The sequence below is a fragment of the Sphingomonas sp. FW306-05-A genome (genome assembly GCF_058782275.1).
In genome coordinates this window covers 219,137-242,374 of the sequence record NZ_JBYSXN010000001.1, presented here as the reverse complement: position 1 = coordinate 242,374, position 23,238 = coordinate 219,137, and the positions used below count along the sequence as shown (strand labels likewise).

23 protein-coding genes are annotated in these 23,238 nt (G+C 66.9%); 7 read left to right on the top strand and 16 right to left on the bottom strand.

Features of this window, described 5'->3' with window-relative positions; translation table 11 throughout:
* Positions 1–17: 17 nt before the first annotated feature.
* The gene (gene hemA / locus AC3WJR_RS01255; protein ID WP_492721604.1) at positions 18–1,238 is read left to right on the top strand and encodes a 5-aminolevulinate synthase; all 1,221 of its coding nucleotides are present in this window, start codon (positions 18–20) and stop codon (positions 1,236–1,238) included.
* Positions 1,239–1,337: 99 nt separating this feature from the next.
* Here the strand turns inward: hemA and AC3WJR_RS01250 are convergent, their stop codons facing one another.
* From AC3WJR_RS01250 to AC3WJR_RS01200, 11 genes are all read right to left on the bottom strand, one after another.
* Positions 1,338–2,597, bottom strand: coding sequence for a DUF3422 family protein (locus AC3WJR_RS01250; RefSeq protein WP_492721600.1), 1,260 nt, complete (start codon positions 2,595–2,597; stop codon positions 1,338–1,340).
* A gap of 61 nt (positions 2,598–2,658) precedes the next feature.
* The gene (gene pufC / locus AC3WJR_RS01245) at positions 2,659–3,756 is read right to left on the bottom strand and encodes a photosynthetic reaction center cytochrome PufC (protein ID WP_492721598.1); all 1,098 of its coding nucleotides are present in this window, start codon (positions 3,754–3,756) and stop codon (positions 2,659–2,661) included.
* Positions 3,753–4,727 (bottom strand): photosynthetic reaction center subunit M, encoded by a 975-nt coding sequence (pufM, locus tag AC3WJR_RS01240; RefSeq protein WP_492721595.1) that lies wholly within the window; start codon positions 4,725–4,727, stop codon positions 3,753–3,755. Before pufM ends, pufC begins: the two co-directional genes overlap by 4 nt.
* Before the next feature lie 12 nt (positions 4,728–4,739).
* The gene (gene pufL / locus AC3WJR_RS01235; RefSeq protein WP_354284767.1) at positions 4,740–5,579 is read right to left on the bottom strand and encodes a photosynthetic reaction center subunit L; all 840 of its coding nucleotides are present in this window, start codon (positions 5,577–5,579) and stop codon (positions 4,740–4,742) included.
* A 116-nt stretch (positions 5,580–5,695) separates the two neighbouring features.
* Positions 5,696–5,878, bottom strand: a complete 183-nt coding sequence (pufA, locus tag AC3WJR_RS01230) for a light-harvesting antenna LH1, alpha subunit (RefSeq protein ID WP_354284769.1) — start codon at positions 5,876–5,878, stop codon at positions 5,696–5,698.
* 31 nt (positions 5,879–5,909) lie between these two features.
* A complete protein-coding gene (pufB, locus tag AC3WJR_RS01225) occupies positions 5,910–6,071 on the bottom strand; it encodes a light-harvesting antenna LH1, beta subunit (RefSeq protein WP_354284771.1) in 162 nt (53 codons plus the stop codon).
* Between the two features lie 124 nt (positions 6,072–6,195).
* Entirely contained in the window at positions 6,196–7,641 is a 1,446-nt protein-coding gene (bchZ, locus tag AC3WJR_RS01220) for a chlorophyllide a reductase subunit Z (protein WP_492721590.1), read from the bottom strand.
* Positions 7,642–7,774: 133 nt separating this feature from the next.
* The gene (gene bchY / locus AC3WJR_RS01215) at positions 7,775–9,376 is read right to left on the bottom strand and encodes a chlorophyllide a reductase subunit Y (RefSeq protein WP_492721588.1); all 1,602 of its coding nucleotides are present in this window, start codon (positions 9,374–9,376) and stop codon (positions 7,775–7,777) included.
* Positions 9,366–10,349 (bottom strand): chlorophyllide a reductase iron protein subunit X, encoded by a 984-nt coding sequence (locus tag AC3WJR_RS01210; protein ID WP_354284777.1) that lies wholly within the window; start codon positions 10,347–10,349, stop codon positions 9,366–9,368. Before AC3WJR_RS01210 ends, bchY begins: the two co-directional genes overlap by 11 nt.
* Positions 10,346–11,272, bottom strand: a complete 927-nt coding sequence (gene bchC / locus AC3WJR_RS01205; protein ID WP_492721586.1) for a chlorophyll synthesis pathway protein BchC — start codon at positions 11,270–11,272, stop codon at positions 10,346–10,348. The genes AC3WJR_RS01210 and bchC overlap by 4 nt, the downstream gene beginning before the upstream one ends.
* 88 nt (positions 11,273–11,360) lie before the next feature.
* Positions 11,361–12,467, bottom strand: coding sequence for a methyltransferase (locus AC3WJR_RS01200; protein ID WP_492721585.1), 1,107 nt, complete (start codon positions 12,465–12,467; stop codon positions 11,361–11,363).
* A gap of 95 nt (positions 12,468–12,562) precedes the next feature.
* Here AC3WJR_RS01200 and crtD point away from each other — a divergent pair, with 95 nt between their 5' ends.
* Positions 12,563–14,155, top strand: coding sequence for a 1-hydroxycarotenoid 3,4-desaturase CrtD (crtD, locus tag AC3WJR_RS01195; protein ID WP_492721583.1), 1,593 nt, complete (start codon positions 12,563–12,565; stop codon positions 14,153–14,155).
* A complete protein-coding gene (locus AC3WJR_RS01190; RefSeq protein WP_492724097.1) occupies positions 14,152–14,988 on the top strand; it encodes a hydratase in 837 nt (278 codons plus the stop codon). The genes crtD and AC3WJR_RS01190 overlap by 4 nt, the downstream gene beginning before the upstream one ends.
* Here the strand turns inward: AC3WJR_RS01190 and AC3WJR_RS01185 are convergent.
* Genes AC3WJR_RS01185 through AC3WJR_RS01170 form a run of 4 tightly spaced genes read right to left on the bottom strand, consistent with a single transcriptional unit; the run spans position 14,935 to position 19,026 of the window.
* Entirely contained in the window at positions 14,935–15,135 is a 201-nt protein-coding gene (locus tag AC3WJR_RS01185; protein ID WP_492721581.1) for a hypothetical protein, read from the bottom strand. The genes AC3WJR_RS01190 and AC3WJR_RS01185 overlap by 54 nt on opposite strands.
* Positions 15,132–16,013, bottom strand: a complete 882-nt coding sequence (bchO, locus tag AC3WJR_RS01180; protein ID WP_492721578.1) for an alpha/beta fold hydrolase BchO — start codon at positions 16,011–16,013, stop codon at positions 15,132–15,134. The genes AC3WJR_RS01185 and bchO overlap by 4 nt, the downstream gene beginning before the upstream one ends.
* Positions 16,010–18,049, bottom strand: a complete 2,040-nt coding sequence (locus AC3WJR_RS01175) for a VWA domain-containing protein (RefSeq protein WP_492721574.1) — start codon at positions 18,047–18,049, stop codon at positions 16,010–16,012. The genes bchO and AC3WJR_RS01175 overlap by 4 nt, the downstream gene beginning before the upstream one ends.
* The gene (locus AC3WJR_RS01170; RefSeq protein ID WP_492724095.1) at positions 18,046–19,026 is read right to left on the bottom strand and encodes a magnesium chelatase ATPase subunit I; all 981 of its coding nucleotides are present in this window, start codon (positions 19,024–19,026) and stop codon (positions 18,046–18,048) included. The genes AC3WJR_RS01175 and AC3WJR_RS01170 overlap by 4 nt, the downstream gene beginning before the upstream one ends.
* Before the next feature lie 77 nt (positions 19,027–19,103).
* On the opposite strand from AC3WJR_RS01170, the gene AC3WJR_RS01165 reads away from it, so the two are divergent.
* The gene (locus tag AC3WJR_RS01165; protein WP_492724093.1) at positions 19,104–19,574 is read left to right on the top strand and encodes a TspO/MBR family protein; all 471 of its coding nucleotides are present in this window, start codon (positions 19,104–19,106) and stop codon (positions 19,572–19,574) included.
* On the opposite strand, the gene AC3WJR_RS01160 is transcribed toward AC3WJR_RS01165, so the two are convergent.
* Entirely contained in the window at positions 19,552–20,199 is a 648-nt protein-coding gene (locus tag AC3WJR_RS01160; RefSeq protein ID WP_492721572.1) for a tetratricopeptide repeat protein, read from the bottom strand. The genes AC3WJR_RS01165 and AC3WJR_RS01160 overlap by 23 nt on opposite strands.
* Before the next feature lie 229 nt (positions 20,200–20,428).
* Between AC3WJR_RS01160 and AC3WJR_RS01155 the strand changes: the two genes are divergently transcribed.
* The 3 genes from AC3WJR_RS01155 to AC3WJR_RS01145 all read left to right on the top strand — a co-directional run bounded on the left by AC3WJR_RS01155 (position 20,429) and on the right by AC3WJR_RS01145 (position 23,144).
* Positions 20,429–20,899: a dihydrofolate reductase gene (locus AC3WJR_RS01155; RefSeq protein ID WP_492721570.1), complete on the top strand. Its 471-nt coding sequence runs from the start codon at positions 20,429–20,431 to the stop codon at positions 20,897–20,899.
* Between the two features lie 106 nt (positions 20,900–21,005).
* A complete protein-coding gene (locus tag AC3WJR_RS01150; RefSeq protein ID WP_492724091.1) occupies positions 21,006–22,178 on the top strand; it encodes a dipeptidase in 1,173 nt (390 codons plus the stop codon).
* A gap of 33 nt (positions 22,179–22,211) precedes the next feature.
* Positions 22,212–23,144 carry a bifunctional riboflavin kinase/FAD synthetase gene (locus AC3WJR_RS01145; protein WP_492721569.1) on the top strand — a complete coding sequence of 311 codons (933 nt, stop codon included), beginning with the start codon at positions 22,212–22,214 and terminating at the stop codon, positions 23,142–23,144.
* The last annotated feature ends 94 nt before the right edge of the window (positions 23,145–23,238 follow it).

The following is a 23,238-nucleotide window of genomic DNA, read 5'->3' as shown; positions in this document are numbered from 1 at the left end:
ACGCGGGAGGGTATGCGATGGATTACGAGGCATTCTTTCAGGTTCAGCTCGACACGCTGAAAGAGGACGGGCGCTATCGCACCTTTGCCGAACTGGAGCGCAAGGCGGGGCACTTCCCGCGTGCGCGGCACCACGCCGAGGGTGGGGTCGACGAGGTCACGGTCTGGTGCTCGAACGACTATCTCGGCATGGGACAACACCCCAAGGTCTTGGCCGCGATGCACGAGACGCTCGATTCGTGCGGCGCCGGCGCCGGGGGTACGCGCAACATATCGGGCACCACCCACGCGCATGTCGTGCTCGAGGCCGAGCTTGCCGACTTGCACGGCAAGGAAGCCGCACTGTTGTTCACCTCGGGCTATGTCTCCAACTGGGCGGCGCTGAGCACACTGGCCGCGCGGCTGCCCGATTGCGTCGTGCTGTCGGATGAACTCAACCACGCCTCGATGATCGAGGGGATCCGCCACAGCCGCGCACAGTGCATCCGCTTCAAGCATAACGACGCGGCGGATCTCGACCGCCGCCTGTCCGAAATCCCTGCGGACCGGCCGAAGCTGGTCGCGTTCGAAAGCGTCTATTCGATGGACGGCGACATCGCGCCGATCGCGGAGATCCTCGACGTGTGCGAACGACACGGCGCGATGTCCTATCTCGACGAAGTCCACGGCGTCGGGCTCTACGGCCCGCGCGGCGGCGGGGTGGCCGAACGCGAAGGGCTGATGGACCGGGTCACGCTGATCGAAGGAACGCTGGGCAAGGCGTTCGGGGTGATGGGCGGCTATATCACGGGATCGGCCGCTTTGTGCGATTTCATCCGCAGCTTCGCGAGCGGGTTCATCTTCACCACCGCGTTGCCGCCCGCACTTGCCGCGGGGGCGACCGCGAGCATTCGTCATCTCAAGCACAGCGGCGCGGAACGCGCGCAGCATCAGGCGCGTGTGGCGCAGGTGCGGCGGCGGCTCGACGCGATCGGCATCCCGACGATCGACAACCCGAGCCACATCATTCCGGTGATGGTAGGCGATGCGCACAAGTGCAAGATGATCAGCGACTGGCTGCTCGAACACCACGGTATCTATGTCCAGCCGATCAACTACCCGACCGTTCCGGTCGGCACCGAGCGGCTGCGGCTGACACCCTCGCCGGTCCATTCGGACGGCGATGTCGACAAACTGGTGAGCGCGCTGTCGGAAATCTGGTCGCAATGCGCGCTGGCGCGGCGCGCGTTGGCGGCGTGAGAGTACAACCGGAATAGAACCGCCTGCACCTCCCCGTTCGTTTCGAAATTAGTCGAGAAACGAACGGGGGGGGAAGCGCCGCGCCGCAAAGCCGTACCGCTATTCCGCCAACCCCTGTCGCAACCGCCGCGCGAACAGCCACGCGCCCGCGAACACCGCGGGCACCGCAGCGACCATCACCCATTCCTTCCAGGCATGCGCCGGCGCCGCGAGATACCCGATCAGCGCGACCGCATAGTAACTGATCGCGACGACCGACAAGCCCTCGACCGTCTGCTGCAGGCGCAGTTGCAGTTGCGTCCGGGTGTTCATCGATTCGAGCAGGTCGCGATTCTGCTTGGCGAGCGCGATGTCGATCCGCGTGCGGAGCAGTTCGCTCGTCCACGCCGCGCGTTGCGACAGGTCCGCCAGCCGCGCCGAGAAGCTGTCGCAGGTCCGCACCGCGGGGGTCAGCCGCCGCTCGGTAAAGTCGGCCAGCGTCTGATAGCCGGGGATTCGCCCGATCCCGAGCGTCTCGAGCCGGTCGAGGCTGAGTTGCGCATAAGCGCGCGTCGCGCTCATCCGGTAGCGCGTTTCGGCGAGCAATCGCGCGAGCTCGGCCGACAGATAGGTCAGCTCGTCGAGCAGACTGTCATCCTGCGACACGCGCTCGGACACCGAGGCGGTCAGCCCCGCAAGCCGCGCCTCGAGCCGCGATACATCGGGAGTCAGCCGCTGCGCGAGCGGCAAGCCGAGCAGTGCCATGTTGCGGTAATTGCCGAGTTCCTGGAGTCGCAATACGAGTTGCGCAGGTTCGTCGCGAAGCAACCCCTGGTCGAGCAGCAGCAGACGCCCGAAGCCGTCGGGGTTGAGCCGGAAATCGGACATCACCCGCGCCTTGCCCCCCGCGACGTCGCACAGGATCAGCGCCTCGGGGACGAACAGCGTGTCGAGCATGGCTTCGCCGGGGGGATCGGTCCCTGCGGGATAGAGGGCGATCTGCGTTGCGCGAATGACGTCGCCGGGCATGTCGGCCAGGATTCCGGTTGCGGCTGGATCGAACACGCCGCTGGCGAAAGGCTGGTCGAACGCGCCCTCGCGCACGAAGGTGTAGCTCGCGAATTCGGTATGTCGCTCGAGCACAAGCTTCATGCCCCCGAGATCGACCACCGCATATTTGGTCGCGGGCGCAAGTGTCAGGCCTAGCCGCATCGCCACGGCCTCGAAATGCGCGCCGGCGCTCCCCGCCCCCGCTTCGCCCAACACCGTGACGATCTGCATCAGCCGGCATGGCGCGGTAAAGCGCGGCAGCCGCCGGACGTGCATCTCCTCCGCCAGCGCGGCGCGTAGCGGATGGCTGCGCAGACTTAGCCCGTCCATGATCGCGCTCCCGACCATGGGGCGAGGCGTGCGCAACCGCCCGGCTGCGCACGCGCGCGCCTCACTGCCGTTTCGTCATTGCCTGCGGATTGGCCAACACCGCGGGCACCGCCGCCCCCGCCGCGCCGCCTTCGGGGGCGGCGGTGGGAACGGGCGGCCCTTTCAGCGTCGGATTGTCCGCGAGCATCGAATACCCGCCGAGCGGCTTGGACTGGCCCTGGTGGCAGGTCTGGCAATTGATCTTGTATGGATCGCCATGTGGCCCCTTGCGATATGCCGGGAACACCGCGGTGAGCGGGGTGATATACCCTTCGTTCGAATCGCGGACCATGCGGATCCCGTAATAAGCGGTCGCGCGCTGCGGTCGGCTGAGGCTCCACGAGCGGAACGACTGGCTGTTGTGGCAATAGGTGCAATTGACCCCGAGCGCGGTGCTCATGTGCATCATCAGGCCGTAGCTCTTCTCGGCATCCTTGATCGACACGACATGGTTGGGGGAGGGATATTGGCTGCTCGATGCGACGCGGATCTGCGCCTTGCCCGCGAGATAGCTCTGGAACGGATCATAGGGGAGCGAGGCATAGCCGACGCTGACATTGGGGGTGTTCTGCCCGTGCTTGTTGCGCACGATCGTGTCTGGATCCTCGACACCCTCTGCGATCGCCCATTTGTACGTCGGCACCGCATTGCCGCGGTGGCAGGTGTAGCAGGTCACCCCGGTCTTCTGGACATGGCTCGACCATTTGCCGTTGATGTTGCGCGTCATCTGCAACATCCGCCGCGCGACGACCTTGGTGTATTTCTCGTCCGAGGCCATGTTCTCGGGGTTATGGCAGTAATTGCAGCCCTGTTCGGGCGGCGCGACCCATTGGTTCATCGCTGCCATCAAATGGTTGAATCGCTCCGCCGACACGTCGCCCAGCACCTGGACATTCTGATAGGCCTCGCGTGCGCGCGGGCCGCTGTCGTCGGGGAGCGCATAGGGCGGCGGCGGAATCGCGCCGAGCTTGACGACATGATCGGGGTCGACGATCTGCGCCATCCCGGTGCCGCGGAAGCCCGTCTGTTGCGATTGCTTGGGGCCGAGTTCGCACCCGCCGAGCGCGACGGTCGCGCCAATCAGCCCCGTCGCCGCGAATATCCTGCCAAGACCGCTCATTGCGATGCTCCCGGAAGCGTGGCGGGATCGATTACGCCCGTGCCCGGATAATCGGGCGCATAGCCGTGCTGGATCGCCCACAGATACCAATTGTCGACCACGGTGCCGGTCAGCAGGATCCCGATCCCGCCGGTCAGCGTCGTCAGCACCGCGAACCACCAGGCCCAGCGATGAATCGATTCGTAAGTCGCGTTGAACCCCATGGTCCAGCGCCAGAACAGCGCCGCGCGTTCGGCCGCGGTACCGCGATCGGTGATATGCTCGATCTCGCGTTCCCCGCCATAGCGCCCGACCGCGAGGATCGTCGCGCCGTGCATCGCGAACAGCAGCGTCGAGCCGTAGAGGAACACGATCGAGAGGCAGTGGAACGGGTTGTAGAAAAGATTGCCGTAGCGGATCGAGAAAGCCGCGGTCCAGTCGAGGTGCGGGAAGATGCCGAACGGCACCGCTTCCGCCCAGCTGCCCATCAGCATCGGGCGCAAGAAGCCGAGCACGACCATCAGCCAGATTGCGCTGGCGAACGCCCAGGGGACATGCGTCCCCATCCCCAGCGCCTTTGCGCGGCGGAAGGTGCGCAACCACCATAGCAGCACCGAGGTCGTCATGCTGAACCCGGCGAGCTGCCACCAGCCGCCCTTGGCGAGCGGCACGAACAGCTGGAAGCCATATTCCGGTCCCGGCGGCTCCAGCGCGAGCCACGGCAATTGCCGCGCGAACTGGATCGGATCCCAGCCGACTGACGCCCACATGTTGAGCCCGACGATCTCGAACGCGAAAAAGCCGAACATCAGCGACAGGATGCCGAGCCCGCCCAGATAGATCGGGCCGATCTGCGCATTGCCGATCTTGCCGATCCAGTAGGAGAAACCGGGCTCGCCCAGTCGCGGGAAATCATAGGCGCCGAGTGCCGGCCCCATTTCGGGGGCCCCGCGCAATTGCACCTGGGTAAAGATGTTCTGATAGCGTGCCATCGTCTTTCCCCCTCACGACCAGATCGGCAGGTTGAGCCACCACGTCCACCATTCGGGCCAGCCGCGAGTCCACAGCGGCCCTGAAATGATGATGCAGATCGCGCTCCAGAACCCGGCGCTCAGCGCGAGGAACAGCCCGAGCCGGTGGATGCCGAGCGTCCCGATCGAATAGCCGATCGTGTCGCGGAAGAAGGCGTCCTCATATTCGGGCGACTTGACCTCGCCTTGCGACCCGTCAGGGTTCTTCGCGGGATTGACCGCGGACAACACCAGCCCGCCATGCAGCGCGAGCGCGAGCGTGGTGGTGAAGAAGAAGCTCACCGCGAGCATGTGCGCGGGATTGTAGTGGAAATGGAGATATTGGTAGCCGGTGTTCGACACCCAATCGAGGTGGCTGAAAATGCCGTACGGGAAGCCGAAGCCCCACGCCCCCAGCAGCCACGGGCGGATCACCACCAGCGAGACATAGGCAAAGATCGCGACCCCGAACGCAATCGGCACATGATAACTGATCCCGAGCTTGCGACAGATCTCGACCTCGCGCAGCGCCCAGGACACGAACGCCCCGACCGCGCATATCGTAATGACCTGCCAGAACCCGCCCTCGCGCAGCGGCGCGAGCGACAGACCGTAGGACAGGTCGGGCGGCGCGATGCTGATCAGCCAGATGTTCCACGTCGGTCCGAGCGACGCGGCATAGACGATCAGTCCCGTGCCGAGCAGCGAGAAGATCGCTGTCGTCACCCCGAAGAAGCCGACATAAAAGGGGCCGACCCAGAAATCGAAAAGATCCCCGCCGAGCAGCGTGCCGCCGCGGACGCGATATTTCCGTTCGAAACTCAGCAACGCCATGACGACTCCCTCCTCCCCCCGCAGGCCGCATGCGGCCTGGGCGCGGGGTCACGGTCCATCGGGTTCAAGATGACGGGAACCGTTGTCCTGCCCCCGTCATCCTGAAACGGTACGCTTCACTGCGCGGGCGGCGCCGCCGGTGCGCTTGCCGCCGCGGGTGCGTGGCGCGGCCCATCGAGCCAGTTGAACTTGTCGGTGCTGAGCAAGATGAAATGAATCAGCAGCGCCAGCACGAACAGGAACGAAAACAACGCGACGAGCGTCCGTCGCGGATCGAAAATCAGCCAAATTCTCCACATGGCGTGGGCTCCTCTTGATGATGTCGGGCAATCAGTCGATCCAGGGTTTCCACGTCCACATCAGGAAGTGCGCAACCACCGCGATCGCCGTGAACAGCGCGAAGCTGGTCAGGAAGATCTTGTGGAATTCCTTGGCTTCTTCGGGCGTCAGATAGGTTCCTGGTCCGAACCGCTCGTCTCGTTTGTCGCTCATTGCTCCGTCTCCTTGGTGACGATCGACAGGAGCGTCGCAGGCGCTCCCCGGCTGCATCCGCGCGGCATGGTGCCGTGGGGATCGGGTGTCCGCGTCGACGCGGAATGGCTGGTTGAGGTGCGCGTCATCCGCCGCGGCTTTCGCTGATCGCGTTCGCGAGGCGGCGCGCGCTGACCGAGGCTTCGCCTGCACGGCGTGCGCCGCGTTCGGCGGCGTCGCGGATCCGCTTGGCGGCGGAAATCCGTACCAGTACCGGCTCGCGTTCGATCACCGCGTCGAGCGCGGTCTTGGCGTCATCGTCCCACGCGACGTCACGATCGACCCGTGCGGGGGTTGCCTCGACCTGGTCGAGCTGTCCTGCCAGCGGGAGGATGTGGAAAAGCGCGTCGAACAGCGCGTTGCACACTTCCTGGATTAGATAGGTCGCGCCGGCATAGCCCATGAATGGCGTGCCGGTATGCCGCCGGATCACCGCGCCGGGGAAGCTCGCGGGGATATAGACGCCGCGCGCGCCGGTCTCGGCCATGTACATGCGTTCGTTGAAGCTGCCGAACACCATCAGCGGCGGATTGCTGCGGATCGCGTCGATCACCGCCTGGTTGTCGGGCTTGATTCCGGCCGATCGCGCGAAGGCGAAGTGGCAGGGGAGCCCCATGTCCGTCTCGAGGAAATTCCGTATCCCACGCGCGTACGTTTCGGTCGCGACGATGCCGAAGCTCGCGGTGCTGAAGAAATCCTGCGTGACCGAACGCCACAGGTCCCACAGCGGCTTGATCGTGGTGTGCTTCTCGCGTTCGATGAACGGCTCTGGGTCAAGACCGAGCAGTTCGCCGAGCGTGCGGAGGAACAGCGTCGTGCTTTCCAGGCCGATCGGTCCCTGGAGATACGGGCGCTCGAGCATCTCGCACAGCCCGCGCCCGAATTCGCGGTACAGACAGACATTGGCCTGCGCGTCGGCGAGCTTGCGGACATCGGCGAGATGGCTGCCGAGCGGGAAGACCATCCCGACCTCAGCGCCGATCCCCTCGATCAGGCGGCGGATCTCTGCGAGATCGGAGGGCATGTTGAAGCTGCCGTACATCGGCCCGATGATGTTGACGCGGGGCCGCTCGCCGGGCTTGAGCGGACGCGGTGCGGGCACTTTCTTCGGCCCGAACTGAGTCCACAGCCAGGTCAGCGCGCGGTCGCCCGACTGCCACTGGTCCTCGTCGATCGTGCGCGGCAGGAACCGCTGGATATTGGTGCCTTCGGGCGTGACGCCGCCGCCGATCATCTCGGCGATCGAGCCGGTCACCACCACCGCGGGCAGATCCGGATCGAGCGTCGCCCAGGCGCGCTTCATCGCGCCTTCGGTGCCGTCGCGGCCCAGTTCCTGCTCGCCCAATCCGGTGACGACGATCGGGAGTTCGTGCGGCGGGAGCGCGTCGGTATAGTGCAGCACCGAGGTGACGGGGAGGTTCTCGCAGCCGACCGGGCCGTCGATGATGACCTGCAGCCCCTTGATCGCGGTGAAGGCGTAGACCGCGCCCCAGTAACCGCCCGCGCGGTCGTGATCGAGGATGAGGGTCATTGCTGGCCTCCGCACACCAACATGCCGTCATGCGGAACTTGTTTCAGCATCCACCGTGCCACAACGACAGTCTGCCGGCGGTGCGCGGTGGACCCTGAAACGAGTTCAGGGTGACGGGGGAAAAGAGGGCCGCTCATGACCCCACGCTTTCTTCGGCCTTGGCGGCAGCGATGCGTTTGGCGGCGTATTTCGCCTTGAACTCGGGCCGGTCGACCGGCGTGTCTTCCCACACGCCAGCGGTCGCGCCGACACCGACCCCCTCGAAAAACGCGGTCATCCGGTCGAAGCGCGCCTGGTTGGCGAGCGCTGCATTGACCACCAGTGCGAGGCTCCCCGCCCCCGCCGGCCCCATCAGCGGGCGCGCCGAGATGAGGTTGGTGAAATAGAGCGCCGGGATCGATTTCTGCTTGGCGTGCTGCACCACGGGCGTGGTGCCGATCGCGAGATCGGGGCCGAACGCATCGACTGCGGCAAGATCCTGTTCGAGGCTCGCGCGATACTGGACCTGGACGCCGCGGCTCACCAGCCAGTCTCGGTCGGGCTCGGACCAAGGCGTGCGCGGGCAGGCGGTGCCGACATAGGGCACATCCGCGCCGCTCTCGATCAGCAGCCGCGCGACGAGCAGTTCGGAGCCTTCATAGCCCGACACGGTGATCCGCCCGGCGATCGGCCGAGCGGCGAGTGCGCCGCGGATTGCGGGGAGGAAGCGGTTCTTAGCCGCATCGACCTTGTCCTGCGCGATCCCGCACGCCGCGCCGATCGCGTCGAGCCATGCCGCGGTACCGTCCGCCCCGACGGGTGCCGACCCGACGACCGTGCGCCCCGCCGCCTCGAATTCGCGGACGCTCGCGGTGTAGAAGGGGTGGATCGCGGCCACGCACGCGCAATCGAGCGCCGCGTACAGCTCGCGCCATTCGCGGGTTGGTACGACCGGGCCTGCCGCAAGGCCCAGCGGTTCGAGCAATAGCCCGATTCCTGGCGGGTCAGCCGGGAACATCTCGCCAAGGAGAGTCACGCTCGGCCGGTCCGGTCGTTGCTTGGGCGCGGCGACGGGGCCGAGCTCGGCCTCCTTGCGCGCATAAGAGAGCATCGCGCCCGCGAGGACGTCCTTCGCCTCGGCATGCGTCGGCACGCCGAAACCGGGGACGTCGATCCCGATGATCCGCACCCCGTTGATCTGGTCGGGGAGCAATTGCAGCGGCACGCCGCTCGCGGTCGGGACGCAGAGGTTGGTGACGATGATCGTGTCGTACAGCGCGGGGTCGGCGAGCTGGTGGACCGCGTCGCGGATGTCCTCGAACAATTTGCCCGTTACCAGCGTCTCGGACGAGAACGGGACGTAGCCGACGCTGCGTTTCGCGCCGTAGAAATGCGAGGTAAAGGTGAGGCCGTAGACGCAGCAGGCCGAGCCCGAGAGGACCGTGGCGGTGCGGCGCATCCGCAGGCCGACGCGGAGCGAGCCGAAGGCGGGGCACATCGATTGGGGTTGGTCGTGCGGGCCCTTGGGGTAATCCGCGTCGTAGCGCGCGAGGATGTCGGATTTTCCGGCTAGTTCTGCGGACTCACGGAGGGTGGTGCCGTTCGAACACGTAAGCCCCTCCCCTTCAGGGGAGGGGTTTGGGGTGGGGACGCTTGAAATCACGTCGCGGACGCGGTCGGACGTCCCCACCCCAACCCCTCCCCTGAAGGGGAGGGGCTTAGAAGCAGAAGAAGGAAGGCCAGCTTCAGACGGCATCGTACACCACCTCGAGCGTCGGCTTCGCCACATAGGCAACGCCTCGCATGTCCGCCTGGCTCGCAGGCTTCAGCGCATAATCCGCCCCCGTGACATCCGCCGAGAACAGCCCGAGCAATCCGTCCTGGTCGAGCGGCGACGGCCGCAGCGGCGGGGCTTCCGCGACGTTGACTGCGAGTTCCTCGAACAGGCTCGCCCATTGCCCGCCGGGTTTGCCGATGATCTGGTAATTCGCGCTTTTCTTGCGAATGTCCTCGTTGGCGGGGATCGCGGTCAGCACCGGGATGCCGACCGCGGCGGCGAACGCCTGCGCCTCGCCGGTGCCGTCATCCTTGTTGAGGATCATCCCCGCGACGCCGACATTGCCGCCCATCTTGCGGAAATATTCGACCGCCTTGCAGACGTTGTTCGCGACATAGAGCGATTGCAGGTCGTTCGACGCGACCACGATTACCTTCTGGCACATGTCCCGCGCGATCGGCAGGCCGAAGCCGCCGCACACCACGTCGCCCAGGAAATCGAGCAGGACATAGTCGAAGCCCCATTCGTGAAACCCGAGTTTCTCGAGCGTCTCGAACCCGTGGATGATCCCGCGCCCGCCGCAGCCGCGCCCGACCTCTGGCCCGCCCAATTCCATCGCGAACACGCCGTCGCGCTGGAAACAGACGTCCTCGATCCCGATCTCCTCACCCGCGAGCTTTTTGCGCGAGCTGGTCTCGATGATCGTCGGGGTCGATTTGCCCCCGAACAGCAGCGACGTCGTGTCGCTCTTGGGGTCGCAACCGATCAGCAGCACGCGTTTGCCCTGCTGCGCCATCATGTAGCTGAGGTTCGCCAAAGCGAACGACTTGCCGCTGCCGCCCTTGCCGTAGATCGCGATGATCTGCGTTTCCTTGGTGATGGGCCCGGTTGGAACGGGGTCCGGCTCCTGCTCGGCTTCATGCCGCAGTGGTCCGGGATCGAGCATCGTCATGCAGCCCTCCAGTCGAGCACCATCTTGAGACACGCCGGATCGCCGAATGCGGCTGGATAGGCATCCGCCGCCTCCGTCGCCGGGCGCATGTGGCTGATCAGCCCACCGAGCCGGAGCGCACCCGATGCGACCAGTGCGGTCGTCGCGGCGACATCGGCGGGGGTGAATTCGGCAGAGATGCGGAGCCGCGCCTCACGCTGGAAGGCGGGCGGGAAGCCGAAGCTCAGCCGGTCGTAAAACCCCGCGAGCACGATCTCGCCGCGCTTGGCGAGCCGCGAGATCGCGGTGTCGAGAATATCGGTAGCGCCGCTTGCATCGCAAATGGTCGCATAGTCCCGGCGATCGTCCTGCGCCGGATCGATGACGGGATAGCCATCCGCATCTCGACGATCCGGATTGGTTTCCCAGACCGTCGGCGCGGGCGCGCCGATCGCGATAGCAATCCGCGCAACCAGTCGCCCGACGATGCCGTGCCCGATCACCAGATCAGGCGCATTTCCCCCTGCGACCGCATGATAGGCCGTCGCCGCGAGCGCGATCAGGATCCCCTCCGCGCCAAGCGACTCGTCGATCGGCAGCGCACGCGCTGAGGGCAACACGACGCGCTGCGCCGTCCCCCCGAACAGCCCGCGCGCCTTCTGATAGCAATTCGCCCCGGGAACGAAGACCCATTCGCCGATCCGACCGCGGACATCGGCCCCGGCGTCGACAATCCGCCCGACTGATTCATACCCCGGCACGAGCGGATAGCCCATGCCCGGAAACGCCGGCATCCGCCCCGACCACAGCAGCTTCTCGGTCCCTGAACTGATCCCGCTCCAGGCGATGTCGATCAGCACGTCGGCAGCGCCGACCGGGTTGAGCGCAAGCGGACGGAGGATCAGCCGTTCAGGTGCCTCCAATACCACTGCCAGCGTTTCCACCGTGCTTCTCCCCGAGCAACGTTCAAGAGGACGTTGCTTCGAGTGTCACTCTAATTGGACACTTATGATTGTCAATCTGTTTGATCGGTCAATCGTGTCGAGCGACGATGACACGGCAGGTGAGCGGCATCGGGGTGGACAAGGTTCGTACCGCGCCGAACCCGGCAGCGCGCAGCATGGCGCCGATTTCCGTGGGCGTGCGGGGGCGGCCCGATCCCATCGCGAGCAGATACAGCCCGAAATATGCGTCTCCGGACGGTTCGGCACCGGGCGTTTGCGCCATCGGTTCGGCGATCAGCACCCGCCCGCCGCGTGGCAGGGCGGCGTGGATCGCGCGCAACAGCGTCAGCGCTGGGCCATCGTCGTGATCGTGGAGGACACGTACCAGCGTGATCATATCATAACCGTGCGGCAGCGGGTCGTGCAGGAAGCTCCCCGCATGGACCATGGTCCGTGCCCCCAACCCAGCGACGGCGAGTCGTTCTTGCGCCCGCGCCGCGACCGCCGGCAGATCGAACAGCCCGAGGTCGAGCGCCGGCACTGCCGCCGCGACCGCCTCGAGAAACCGGCCCTCCCCACCCCCGACGTCGAGCATCCGCCGATGCCGGGCAAACCGATAGGATTGCAGGATTTGCGTCGCCACAAGCGGTTGCGATGCGGCCATTAGGCCGGAATATGCGCGGACGTCCTCCGCAGCGCCGTTTCCGGGCTGTTCGGCATAGGTCCAGTACCGCGCAAGCGCTCCGCCGCCGCCACCTCGCCGAAGCAGCGCGACCGGATCGGCCAGGTCGGCATAGAGCAAGGGATGATGCGCGATCATCTCGGCGATGCCCGCGTTCCCGCGCAGCGCCGCCCCGGCGCTGCCAAGGACCCAATCGGCCCCTACCCGTTCGACCAGCCGAATCGCGGCCGCCGCGCGTAACAGGCGCAGCGCACCATCCGGCGGCAAACCGCAGTGATCCGCCACGGACTCGATCCTGGTCGGTCCGCGCGCCAGAAGATCGAGCAGGCCGGTCTCGACACAGGCCGCGAGCGTCTGGCTGTAGACGAACCCCGCGACCAGATCGAACAGCGTACGCGCACGGGCCTGCGCGACCGGACGCGTCAGCCAGAAGCGGGTCGCGAAATGCTGGAATCGCGCGGACGACAGCATCGCGTTGCGCCATGCGATCCAGGCACCGCGGAAACGCAGCATATAGCCCTTTGACTTATCGCTCGATCTGGACGACACCATATGTCCAGTTGAATGGACACTTGCTGGCGTCCGGTCAACAGGCTGGAGCCGGACGGATGGCAACGCAGGACAAGATCGTCGTCATTGGTGCCGGGATCGGCGGGCTGGTCAGCGCAGCTCTGCTGGCGGCGCGCGGCCTTGGCGTCACGGTACTCGAAGCTGCCACCGCGCCGGGGGGCAAGATGCGCGAAGTCCAGACAGGCACGGGCCTGAACAGCGCGGCGATCGACGGTGGACCGACGGTCTTCACGCTGCGCCATGTGTTCGACGAGATTTTCGATCGTTGCGGGGCATCGCTCGACGACGCGCTGACGCTTGTCCCCGCGACGATCCTTGCGCGCCACGCATGGGGCGCGGACCGACTCGACCTGTTCGCCGATCCCGCCGCGAGTGAGGTCGCAATCGGTGACTTCGCCGGCGCGCGCGAGGCGGAGGGATACCGGGCGTTTCGTGCCGAAGCGCGGCGGATCTTCGAAACGCTCGACCGCCCCTTTCTGCAGGCACCGCAGACCAATCCGCTTGGGCTGACATGGCGGATGGGCTGGCGCGGGTTCGCCGATCTCAATCGGATCCGTCCGTATGAAAGCCTGTGGCGCGCGCTCGGCGACCATTTCCGCGATCCGCGATTGCGCCAGTTGTTCGGCCGCTACGCGACCTATTGTGGCTCCTCGCCCTTCCGGTGCCCCGCGACGCTGATGCTGATCGCGCATGTCGAGGCATCGGGTGTCTGGCTGATCGACGGCGGCATGCACCAACTCGCGCGTGCGCTCGAAGCGTTGGCACTGCGCCATGGCGCGACCTTTCGCTACGCCGCTCCGGTCGCCGAAATGCTGGTCGAACATGGACGCGCGGCGGGGGTGGTGCTCGCATCGGGCGAACGGATCACGGCGCGGGCGGTGGTGTGCAACGCGGATCCCACCGCGCTGGCAGCGGGTACGTTCGGCGCGGCGGTGCGACGTGCGGTCCCTGCCGTGCCCCTCAAGCGCCGCTCGTCCTCGGCGATGGTCTGGTGCGCGCGGGGTACCGCGAGCGGGTTCCCGCTGGTGCGGCACAATGTCTTCTTTTCGGGCGACTCGCGCGCAGAATTCGCGGCGCTTGCGGCGGATCGGCTCGCGCACGATCCGAGCGTCTATGTCTGCGCGCAGGATCGCGGCGCGGATGACGCGCGCGCAAGCGACGGCCCCGAACGCTGTCAGATCCCCGAACGCTTTCAGATCATCGTGAATGCGCCCCCCACCGGTGACACCCACCCCCTCACTCAAGCGGAGACGGACCAATGTACCCAGTCGATGCACGCAACGCTCAGCCGGGCCGGGCTGACGCTGGACTTGCCGGCGCAAGCAACGGTGCTGACCACACCGGCCGACTTCGCCACCCTCTTCCCATCGACGGGTGGAGCCCTTTATGGACAGGCCTCGCACGGGTGGGCGGCGTCCTTCCGGCGCCCCGGCAGCCGGACGCGGATCCCTGGGCTCTATTGCGCGGGCGGGAGTACCCATCCGGGCGCGGGCGTCCCGATGGCGGCCTTGTCCGCCCGCCTAGCCGTCGACTCCCTGCTCAGGGACCACGCTTCGACGGCGCGGTCGCACCCGGTGGCTATGCCTGGTGGTATGTCGACGCGTTCAGCGCGGACCGTCGCTTCGGCCTGACGATCATCGCCTTCGTCGGGAGCGTCTTCTCGCCCTATTACAAGCTGTCGGGGCGGGCGCGGCCGGACAATCACTGCGCGATCAACGTGGCGTTGTGCGGTCCGCGCGGGGGTGCCTGGGCGATGACCGAACGCGGGGAGAAGCGCGTCCAGCGCGACGCCGATCATTTCGCGGTCGGGCCGAGCGCGCTGAGCTGGGACGACGACACGCTGGTGATCGACATCGCCGAGATTTCCGCCCCGCTGCCTTATCCCGTGCGCGGGACGGTGCGGGTGCGGCCCGAGATGATCGGCACGACCGCCTTCGCGCTCGACCCCGATCTGCGCCACCGCTGGCACCCGGTCGCGCCGCGTGCCCGGGTCGAGGTCGATATGGTGCATCCGGGGGTGCGCTGGTCGGGGGACGGCTATTTCGATTCGAACTTCGGCGACGAACCGCTCGAGACGGGGTTCGACGACTGGCATTGGGCGCGCGCGCACCTGAAGAATGACGTCGCGGTGCTGTACGAAGGGCGCCGCCGCAATGGCGATCCGTTCGACCTCGCGCTCAAGTTCGACCGGCAGGGGCGGTGGCACGATGTCGCGCCGCCGCCACGCGTGGTGCTACCGCGGACACGCTGGCTTGTCCCGCGCGCGACTCGCGCCGATCCGGGATCGACGCCCACCGTCGCCAAGACGTGGATCGACGCGCCTTTCTACGCGCGTTCGGCGCTCGATACGCGGTTGTTCGGCGAGTCCGTGCGCGCGGTGCATGAAAGCCTGTCGCTCGGGCGGTTCCGCTCACCGATCGTCCAGTCGATGCTCCCCTACCGAATGCCCCGCGCTGTCTGGTGAGTCGTCGGGTGGGGCGGCTTGCTTTGCCTTGTCCTTCGCGATCTCGCGATTGATCGACACGAGCTGCCAGACAATGAAAACGACGGTCGGTACACCGACGATCGCCATGTCGAGCAAGGCAAACAGGTTGGCGTTCGAGGCGTTCATGCCGACGTCCCCTTCGCCGCGAAACTGCCGATCAGCGCCGCAATGTCGGCTGGCCGTTCCTCGTGCGCGAGATGGCCGAGCGCGGGCAACAGTTCGACTTGGCAGTCGGGGATCAACGCCGCCGCGCCGTTCACCGATGACAGCGGAATCGCCGCATCCGCCGCACCGTGAATCAGCAGGCTCGGCACGCCGACCCGTCGAAGGTCGCGCGCGAGCAGTTCGAGGTCCCACGCCGCCATCATCGTCAGCGCGCCCGCGACATGATCGGAGGTGGAGAACAGTCGTCGATAATATCCCACGCCGACGGGATCGATCCGCGACCCCGTAGCCCGGGTGACATAGCGCCCTGCATCCCCCGGCCCGCGTGCCAGCCCGGCCACGACATGCGGCGCGAACGGATTGACGAACAGCATTCGGGCAAGCGTCGGGAACAGTTTGGCCGCAAGTCCGGGGAAGGGCATCAGCGCCGGGTTGAGCCCGACGAAGGCACGCGGCCGGGCATGACCGTCGAGCACCATCCGCAACGCGATCGCCGCCCCCGCCGAATGACCGACCAGCAGATCGGACGTAAGGCCAAGCGTGCCGAGCAGATCGCCGACCGCACGCGCCATCGCGGGCATCGCCAGCCCGCCGACCGGACGCCCGGTGGTGAAGCCATGCCCCGGCAGGTCGGGCGCGACGACGGTGAAACGTTCGGCGAGCAACGGCGCGAGATCGCGCCAGCTATGCGTCGCGGCCCCCGTGCCGTGGAGCAGCACCATAACCGGCCCCGCGCCCATCACCTGCACGTGCCAGCGGATGCGTGCGGTATCGACGAACCGGCTGCTTGCGTGATTGGGCCAGTCGCGCCCCTCGACCGACCAGGTCGCGCGGCTCATGCGGCCTGCACCGCACTGACCGCACGGTGCATCGCCGCGGCATCCGCGCGCGGCAACGGCAGGTAGCGCGCACCCATCGCCAGCGCGAGCCGTGCGCCTTCGGGGCGTGGCCGCGCGGATGTATCGACGAACGCCGCGCCGATCCCCGCTTGGCCGATCGCGCGCGCGGCCTGTTCGGCGTCATGCTCGGCGCGCTCGCGTACTGCGCTGCCATCCAGTGAGATATTGCCGCGCCCGTCGGTCAGCACGACGAGGAACGGCGTCCTCCCGCGCGCACGCGCTGCTTCGGCCAGCGTGCGCGCCGCCTCCAGCCCGGCGGCAAGCGGTGTCCCCCCGCCCCCCGGCAACTCGGCCAATGCGCGGCGTGCGCGGGTGAGCGAGCGTGTCGGCGGCAGCAGCAGCTCCGCGCCGGCCCCGCGAAACGCGATCAGCGCGACCTGCGCGCGTTTGACGTAAGCCTGTGCAAGCAACAGCTCGACCGCACCCTTGGCTTCCGCCAGCCGCGCGACCGCCGCCGAGCCCGACGCATCGACCACGAAAATCGTCAACGATTCCGCACGCGTCTCGAACCGGCGAATGCGCAGGTCGTCGCGGCGGATGCGGACCGGCCCGTCCCCGCGCGCACGCAGCGCTTGCCACGGCGCGGCGGCGCGCAGCGTATCGATCAGGCTGAGCCGCAGGCCCCCGCGCGGCACCCCGGCGCGCGCGCCAAGCGGGCGCCCATGCAGGGGTGACTTGCGTCGCTCGCCCGCGCCTCGCGAGCGGTTGCCGCCACGCTTGCCACGCCCGGCGGCAAGCTGTTCGAGCACATCGCGCGGGAGCGTTGCGAGCGCGGCTTCGAGAATCATGTCCTCGGGGAGATCGGGGGTGGCTTGTTCTTCCTCGCTCAAGTTGCTCTCGGGCGGCGGCGGCGGTGGGTCACTGGCGTTGTCCGCCTCGGGTGGCGCAGGCAGTCGGGTCGCGCGCGGGGCGAGGACGAGGCGGACCGCGAGGATCAGATCGTCCGCGTCGATGGTCTCGCGTCTGGCCAGCGCTGCGGCAGCGCGCGCAGCGCGGAGCGCAAACAACGGAGCGCGCGCGGACTCCACGCCAAGCGCGAGCGCGGTGGCCGCAAGGATCGCGTGCGGATCGATCGTGCTTTGCGATCCGGCATTGCGGGTTTCCTCGTTCTCCTTCCCTTTTCCGTGCGTCTCCCCTTCTTCCTCCCCCGGCGAAGGCCGGGGCCCAGTTGCGCAGGGTGCAGTCATCGCGGGCTTAGCCATGCCCCCATCGTTCCTCGACTGGGCCCCGGCCTGCGCCGGGGAAGCGTCGGCATAAGAGGCGTCGACATTGTACGCGTCGACATTGGAAGCCGCATTTCCTAAAGGATTGGTCTCAAACGCCGGCGTGGTGGCCCCCTCGTCATCCTTCTGCCCTTCGCCCTTCCCCCCTTCTTCCTTCCCCGGCGCAGGCCGGGGCCCAGTAACGCAGGATGGAGTCATCGCGCGCTGCGCCATGCCCCCATCGTTCCTCGACTGGGCTCCGGCCTTCGCCGGGGAAGCATCGACATCCGACGCCCGACACCCTGATAGATCGATCCGGAACGCCAGCCGCTCCACCAGCGCGGGCGGCACCGATTCGTCTTCCACCCCGTCGTCGAGCGCGACCACCGCAATCCGCACGGTCGCATCCTCCACCCCACCCGCGTCGAGCGCGGCCGCGATTCGTGCTGCGGTCGCCTCGGTCATCCGTTCCGCCATCGGCAGCACGACCAGCCCGCCGTCCGCCGCCGCCAGCACACCGCGCTGACGCACCGGGCGACCCAGGGCGAGCGTCGCCCCGAGATCCAGCCCGCCTAACAGCGCGTCGTCATCGACATGGACGGGAATCCGCCGCGACGGTGCGCCGTCGGGCAATCCGGCACGCAGCGCAGCAACCACCTGATCGCGCACTGCACCTCCGCCGCGAAGGATCAGCCCCCCCAGCCCGACCGGATCGACGGCACATAACCGCGCCGCCAGCAGCGCATCGTCCAGCGCCGATGGCGCATCGCTCATGCCGCCGCCAGGTCTTCCAGCGCGCGCTCGATCCGCACGGTCGAGCCAGTTTCGTCGAGCACCCCGCGCCGCAACCGATGCCGCAGCGCCAGCGGCGCAATCCGCGCGATGTGCTCCGCGGTGACCGCCGCCGCACCTTCCAGCGCGGCAAGCGCGCGACTGGCGCGCATCAAGGTCAGCTCGCCGCGCAACCCGTCCGCGCCGACCGTCATGCACAGCGTCGCCGCGCGCGCCAGCATGGCGTCGGGCACCGCCACCGCCGACAGCCCGGCACGACCACGCGCGATCCGCTTGAGTGTCTTGCGTTCGGCGCTGCGCCACGTGTCCGCAAAGGCGTCCGGCGTGCGTTCGAACGCATCGCAGCGTTTGAGGATCTCGATTCGGCTCGTCAGATCCTGCGGGGTGCGCACTTCGACGGACAGCCCAAAGCGGTCGAGCAATTGCGGACGCAATTCGCCTTCCTCGGGATTGCCGCTGCCGACCAGCACGAACCGCGCCGGGTGACGCACCGACAACCCCTCACGCTCGACGACGTTTTCGCCCGATGCCGCGACGTCGAGCAGGAGGTCGACGATATGGTCCTCGAGCAGATTGACCTCGTCGATATACAGGAAGCCGCCGTTCGCACGCGCGAGCAGCCCCGGCTCGAACGCCTTGACCCCCGCGCCTAGCGCGCGTTCGAGATCCAGCGCACCGACCACGCGATCCTCGGTCGCGCCGAGCGGGAGATCGACGAACGGCACGGGCACGGTCGCCTTTGCAGGCGGCGGTGGCATTCCTTCGGGATGATACCCGGCGAGCGCAGCGGGCATCGGCGGCAGCAACGCGGCCAATGCGCGTACGGCGGTCGACTTGCCCGTCCCACGATCGCCGAACACCATCACCCCGCCGATCCGCGGATCGACCGCCGCGATCAGCAGCGCGAGCTTCATCTCGTCCTGACCGACGATCGCCGAAAAGGGGAAGGCCCTGCCCATTGCCAATGTGTACCACGTACTTGACACGCGGCAAGTGGACACTGGCTATTGCCGGTCCGATGGACCATGAAATGCGGATGAACCCGCTTTATGTATCCGGCGCAGGTGCAATCGTGCTGCTCGTCGTCGGCGGTCTCGCGACGCCGATCGGTTCCTGGTACCACGATCTGCGCAAACCGAGCTGGCAACCGCCCAACTGGCTGTTCGGTCCTGCATGGACGATCCTGCTGGGGCTGGCGGCATGGTCGGCGGCGATCGCCTGGACCGCCGCACCGGATGCAGACGGACGCCGCGCGGTCGTCATCCTGTTTGCGGTCAACGCGCTGTTCCATTTCCTGTGGAGCCCGCTGTTCTTCGCGCTTCGTCGGCCGGATTGGGCGCTGGTCGAGGTCGTTTTTCTATGGGCGTCGCTGGTGGCGCTGCTGGTCGGGCTTGCGCCGATCTCTGCGTTCGCCGCCTGGCTGATCGTGCCGTATTTCCTGTGGGTCAGCTTTGCCGCCGCGCTCAACCGGGCGATCGTCCAGCTCAACGCGCCGTTCGGGCAGTAGATCGGTTCGCGGTCATCCGCGCGAACTGGTCGACCGCGGCAATCCGTTCGGCAATGTCACTGCGATAGGGCGCGTCCTTCGGCGTCACGGCCAGCGCATAGCTCCAATACGGGCGTGCCGCCGCAACGTCTCCGGCATCGACATACGCCATTCCCAGGAAGAAAGCGGGCCCGGGGGTCGCCGGCGCAAGCGCCACCGCGCGACGGAACGCGAACTTGGCGGCAGGCGACACGGCATGGTCGTGCAGCGACACCACATACCCCAGTTCGGTCCATAGCGCGGCATCGTCAGGACGCATCATGAGGTCGTGCAGAAGTCCCTGTGCCGCGGCGTGGGTGTCCCCCATCCCTACCCGTCCGTCCGCACTGGCCAGCGCCAAAACGTCCTGTTCCGGCGGCAGGAATACCGCACTGCGGAAGGCAACCATGCCGGGATCGACCATGATCGGCGCGTTTTGAGCGCGAATGGATGTCCCCGGCTGATGCCGGGCGCTCTGGAAGACGAAGCCCGTTGCCCCGAGCATCAACGCCGCCCCGACCAGCGTCCATAAGGACCGTCCGATACCGGACCACCACAGCAGCGCCGCGGTCGCCATTCCCACCACCCCGAGCGTCACGAGATTCATCGCAGCACGTCCTAAGAATGCGTCGGCCGGATACAGCCCCGGTCTCGAGCCCCGCGCCCGAGACAGGACATTTCGACACCGCTCAGTCATACGCGGTTGATGGCCCGATGGCTATCCACCGCCAGCGCATCGCCCCCGATCCAGGGGTCGACCCCAACGCGCGTGGTCCGCTAAGACCGCAGCAGGAGGACCGTGGGATGATCGAGACACGCAAGACGATGGCGAAGCGATGATCACGCTGATCCTGGCGCGCGCCACCAACGGGGTAATCGGTCGTGACGGCACGCTGCCGTGGCACCTTCCTGCCGATCTCAAGCGCTTCAAGGCGCTGACGATGGGCAAGCCGATGATCATGGGGCGCAAGACGTTCGACAGCTTTCCCGCGCCGCTCCCCGGACGACGCCATATCGTGCTGACACGCGACCCTGCCTGGCGTGCGGACGGGGCAGAACCGGTCGACAGCGTGGAATCGGCCATCGCGTCCGCTGGTGAGGGCAAGGTCATGGTGATCGGCGGGGCGGAAGTGTTCGCGCTATTCGAGCCCCACGCAGACCGGATCGAACTGACCGAGGTCCATGCAGCACCTGATGGGGACGCAGTGGTCCCGCGCTACACAGGCTGGCGCGAGGTTGCGCGCGAGGATCACCCCGCGATCGATACGCGTCCGGCATACAGCTTCGTCACCCTCGCAAGACCCTGAGACCCAACGGGCTTGTCCCAGCAGCCTGCGCACCGCATACCGGGTGGATGACCGGACCCGGCATCGCTGATGCCGCATGAAGTCCAGCATTTGGAGAGCGATAGTGATGCGCAAAGTCCTGGGAGCCGTGGTGGTCCTCGCCACGCTTGCCGTGGTCCTGTTCTTCACGCTGGCTCCGGGTATGATCGAGCGTAGCATGAACCGCGTCGCGCCGGTCGCATTGCGCATCACACCGCAGGCGCGGGCATTGCACGCGCGATTGCCCGTTGCCGACATGCACGCCGATACCTTGCTGTGGAAACGCAGCCTGCTCGATCGCTCCGGGCAAGGACAGGTGGACGTGCCACGGCTGCTGGCGGGCAATTATGCGCTGCAGGTGTTCTCGTCGGTTACCAAGACGCCAGAACACCAGAATTACGATTCGAACCCCGCCGATACGGACAATATCACCGCCCTGACGATCGCCGAACTGCAGCCGCCCCGCACCTGGGACTCGCTGTTGCAGCGCTCGCTATGGCATGCACAGAAGCTCGATCGCTACGCCGCTGCGTCTAACGGGCAATTGCGCGTGATCCGTTCCGCCGCACAGTTCGACCGCCTGCTCGCCGACCGGATCGAAGGCGCGAAAGTGGTCGGCGCGATGCTGTCGATCGAGGGGTTGCAGGATCTCGAGGGTAAGCTCGCCAATCTCGATGTGCTGCATGGCGCGGGCTTTCGCATGGCCGGGCTGACCCATTTCTTCGACAATGACGTCGCGGGATCGATGCACGGCGAGCGCAAGGCGGGCCTTACCCCGCTGGGACGACAGGTCGTGCGGCGGATGGAAACCCTCGGGATGATCATCGACGTCGCGCATTCGAGCCATACGACGATCGCCGAGGTGCTCGCGATGGCGCGCCGCCCGGTGGTCGCCAGCCACGGCGGCGTGCAGGCGACGTGCAAGGTCAACCGCAACCTGACCGACGGCGAGATCCGCGGAATCGCGCGGACCGGCGGGGTGATCGGGATCGGCTATTGGGATGCCGCGATCTGTTCGACCCGGCCCGAGGCGGCGGCAGCGGCGATCCTGCATGTGCGCAATCTGGTCGGCGTCGATCATGTGGGTCTTGGGTCCGATTTCGACGGTGCGGTGACGACCGGGTTCGATTCGGGGATGGTCGTGGCGATCACGCAGGCGTTGCTCGATCGCGGGTTCAGCGAAGCGGAAATCGCCAAGGTGATGGGGGGCAACGTGCTACGCGTGATCCACGCCGGGATCGTCCCGAACGAACCCGCCTAGCGCAGCCGCTTTACCGCGCTTATAGGCCGGTCCATGGAGCGGCTCGACGGCAGCTCGGCGGTTCCGGAGCGCTTGCGCGGCGGGATCATCGCGCTTGGTAATTTCGATGGATTTCACCTTGGGCATCAGGCCGTGGTCGGCCGTGCGGTCGAACGCGCGCGTGCGGAGGGTCGTCCGGCACTGGTCGGCACGTTCGATCCGCATCCGATCCGTCATTTCGTCCCCGACAGTGCGCCGTTCCGGCTGACCACGCTCGACCAGCGGCAGCGCCTGTTCGCGGACGCCGGGGCGGATGCGATGGTGGTGTTCCACTTCGACACCGCGCTGGCCGCGCTGACGGCGGATGCCTTCATCGCGCAATTGCTGATCGACTCGATCGGGATCGCGGGGGCAGTCACCGGCGAAGACTTCACCTTCGGCAAGGGACGTAGCGGATCGGTCACGGTGCTCCGCGCCGCCGGCGCGACACGCGGTTTCTCGGTCGACACGGTTGCTCCGGTGACGCTGGACGATGCGCCGGTTTCGTCCAGCCGTATCCGTGCCTTGCTCCAGCAAGGCGACCCGCGCGGTGCCGCGCGTTTGCTGACGCGTCCCTTCGCGATCGAGGGCATCGTGCAGCATGGTGACAAACTCGGCCGGACGATCGGCTATCCGACCGCCAATCTCGACATGGGCCACTATGTCCGCCCCGCTTACGGGATCTATGCGGTCCGCGGCCGTCTGGCGGACGGGCGGGTGGTGGACGGGGCCGCGAACCTCGGGATCCGCCCGAGCTTCGATCCGCCCAAGGAACTGCTCGAACCGTTCTTCTTCGATTTTTCCAGCGATCTGTACGGACAAGCGATCGAGGTCGCATTGATCGATTATCTGCGTCCGGAAGCCAAGTTCGATACGCTCGATGCGCTCACGACGCAGATGGATGCCGACTGCGCGCGGGCCAGGCAGTTGCTCAGGACAGCGCGTTAATCCTGTAACACCAAGGTTTCGTTGAACGTTTTGAAGTAATCCCACCCTCGCCCGAGACCCTGCACGTTGCTGAACGCGCGGTTGTTTCAGGTTC

Bases quoted from the DNA above. Each gene is read 5' to 3' on its own strand.
- hemA (WP_492721604.1), top strand. From the start codon at position 18: ATGGATTACGAGGCATTCTTTCAGGTTCAGCTCGACACGCTGAAAGAG.
- AC3WJR_RS01250 (WP_492721600.1), bottom strand. From the start codon at position 2,597: ATGGACGGGCTAAGTCTGCGCAGCCATCCGCTACGCGCCGCGCTGGCG.
- pufC (WP_492721598.1), bottom strand. From the start codon at position 3,756: ATGAGCGGTCTTGGCAGGATATTCGCGGCGACGGGGCTGATTGGCGCG.
- pufM (WP_492721595.1), bottom strand. From the start codon at position 4,727: ATGGCACGCTATCAGAACATCTTTACCCAGGTGCAATTGCGCGGGGCC.
- pufL (WP_354284767.1), bottom strand. From the start codon at position 5,579: ATGGCGTTGCTGAGTTTCGAACGGAAATATCGCGTCCGCGGCGGCACG.
- pufA (WP_354284769.1), bottom strand. From the start codon at position 5,878: ATGTGGAGAATTTGGCTGATTTTCGATCCGCGACGGACGCTCGTCGCG.
- pufB (WP_354284771.1), bottom strand. From the start codon at position 6,071: ATGAGCGACAAACGAGACGAGCGGTTCGGACCAGGAACCTATCTGACG.
- bchZ (WP_492721590.1), bottom strand. From the start codon at position 7,641: ATGACCCTCATCCTCGATCACGACCGCGCGGGCGGTTACTGGGGCGCG.
- bchY (WP_492721588.1), bottom strand. From the start codon at position 9,376: ATGCCGTCTGAAGCTGGCCTTCCTTCTTCTGCTTCTAAGCCCCTCCCC.
- AC3WJR_RS01210 (WP_354284777.1), bottom strand. From the start codon at position 10,349: ATGACGATGCTCGATCCCGGACCACTGCGGCATGAAGCCGAGCAGGAG.
- AC3WJR_RS01200 (WP_492721585.1), bottom strand. From the start codon at position 12,467: ATGCTGCGTTTCCGCGGTGCCTGGATCGCATGGCGCAACGCGATGCTG.
- crtD (WP_492721583.1), top strand. From the start codon at position 12,563: ATGGCAACGCAGGACAAGATCGTCGTCATTGGTGCCGGGATCGGCGGG.
- AC3WJR_RS01185 (WP_492721581.1), bottom strand. From the start codon at position 15,135: ATGAACGCCTCGAACGCCAACCTGTTTGCCTTGCTCGACATGGCGATC.
- bchO (WP_492721578.1), bottom strand. From the start codon at position 16,013: ATGAGCCGCGCGACCTGGTCGGTCGAGGGGCGCGACTGGCCCAATCAC.
- AC3WJR_RS01175 (WP_492721574.1), bottom strand. From the start codon at position 18,049: ATGAGCGATGCGCCATCGGCGCTGGACGATGCGCTGCTGGCGGCGCGG.
- AC3WJR_RS01170 (WP_492724095.1), bottom strand. From the start codon at position 19,026: ATGGGCAGGGCCTTCCCCTTTTCGGCGATCGTCGGTCAGGACGAGATG.
- AC3WJR_RS01165 (WP_492724093.1), top strand. From the start codon at position 19,104: ATGAACCCGCTTTATGTATCCGGCGCAGGTGCAATCGTGCTGCTCGTC.
- AC3WJR_RS01160 (WP_492721572.1), bottom strand. From the start codon at position 20,199: ATGAATCTCGTGACGCTCGGGGTGGTGGGAATGGCGACCGCGGCGCTG.
- AC3WJR_RS01155 (WP_492721570.1), top strand. From the start codon at position 20,429: ATGATCACGCTGATCCTGGCGCGCGCCACCAACGGGGTAATCGGTCGT.
- AC3WJR_RS01150 (WP_492724091.1), top strand. From the start codon at position 21,006: ATGCGCAAAGTCCTGGGAGCCGTGGTGGTCCTCGCCACGCTTGCCGTG.
- AC3WJR_RS01145 (WP_492721569.1), top strand. From the start codon at position 22,212: ATGGAGCGGCTCGACGGCAGCTCGGCGGTTCCGGAGCGCTTGCGCGGC.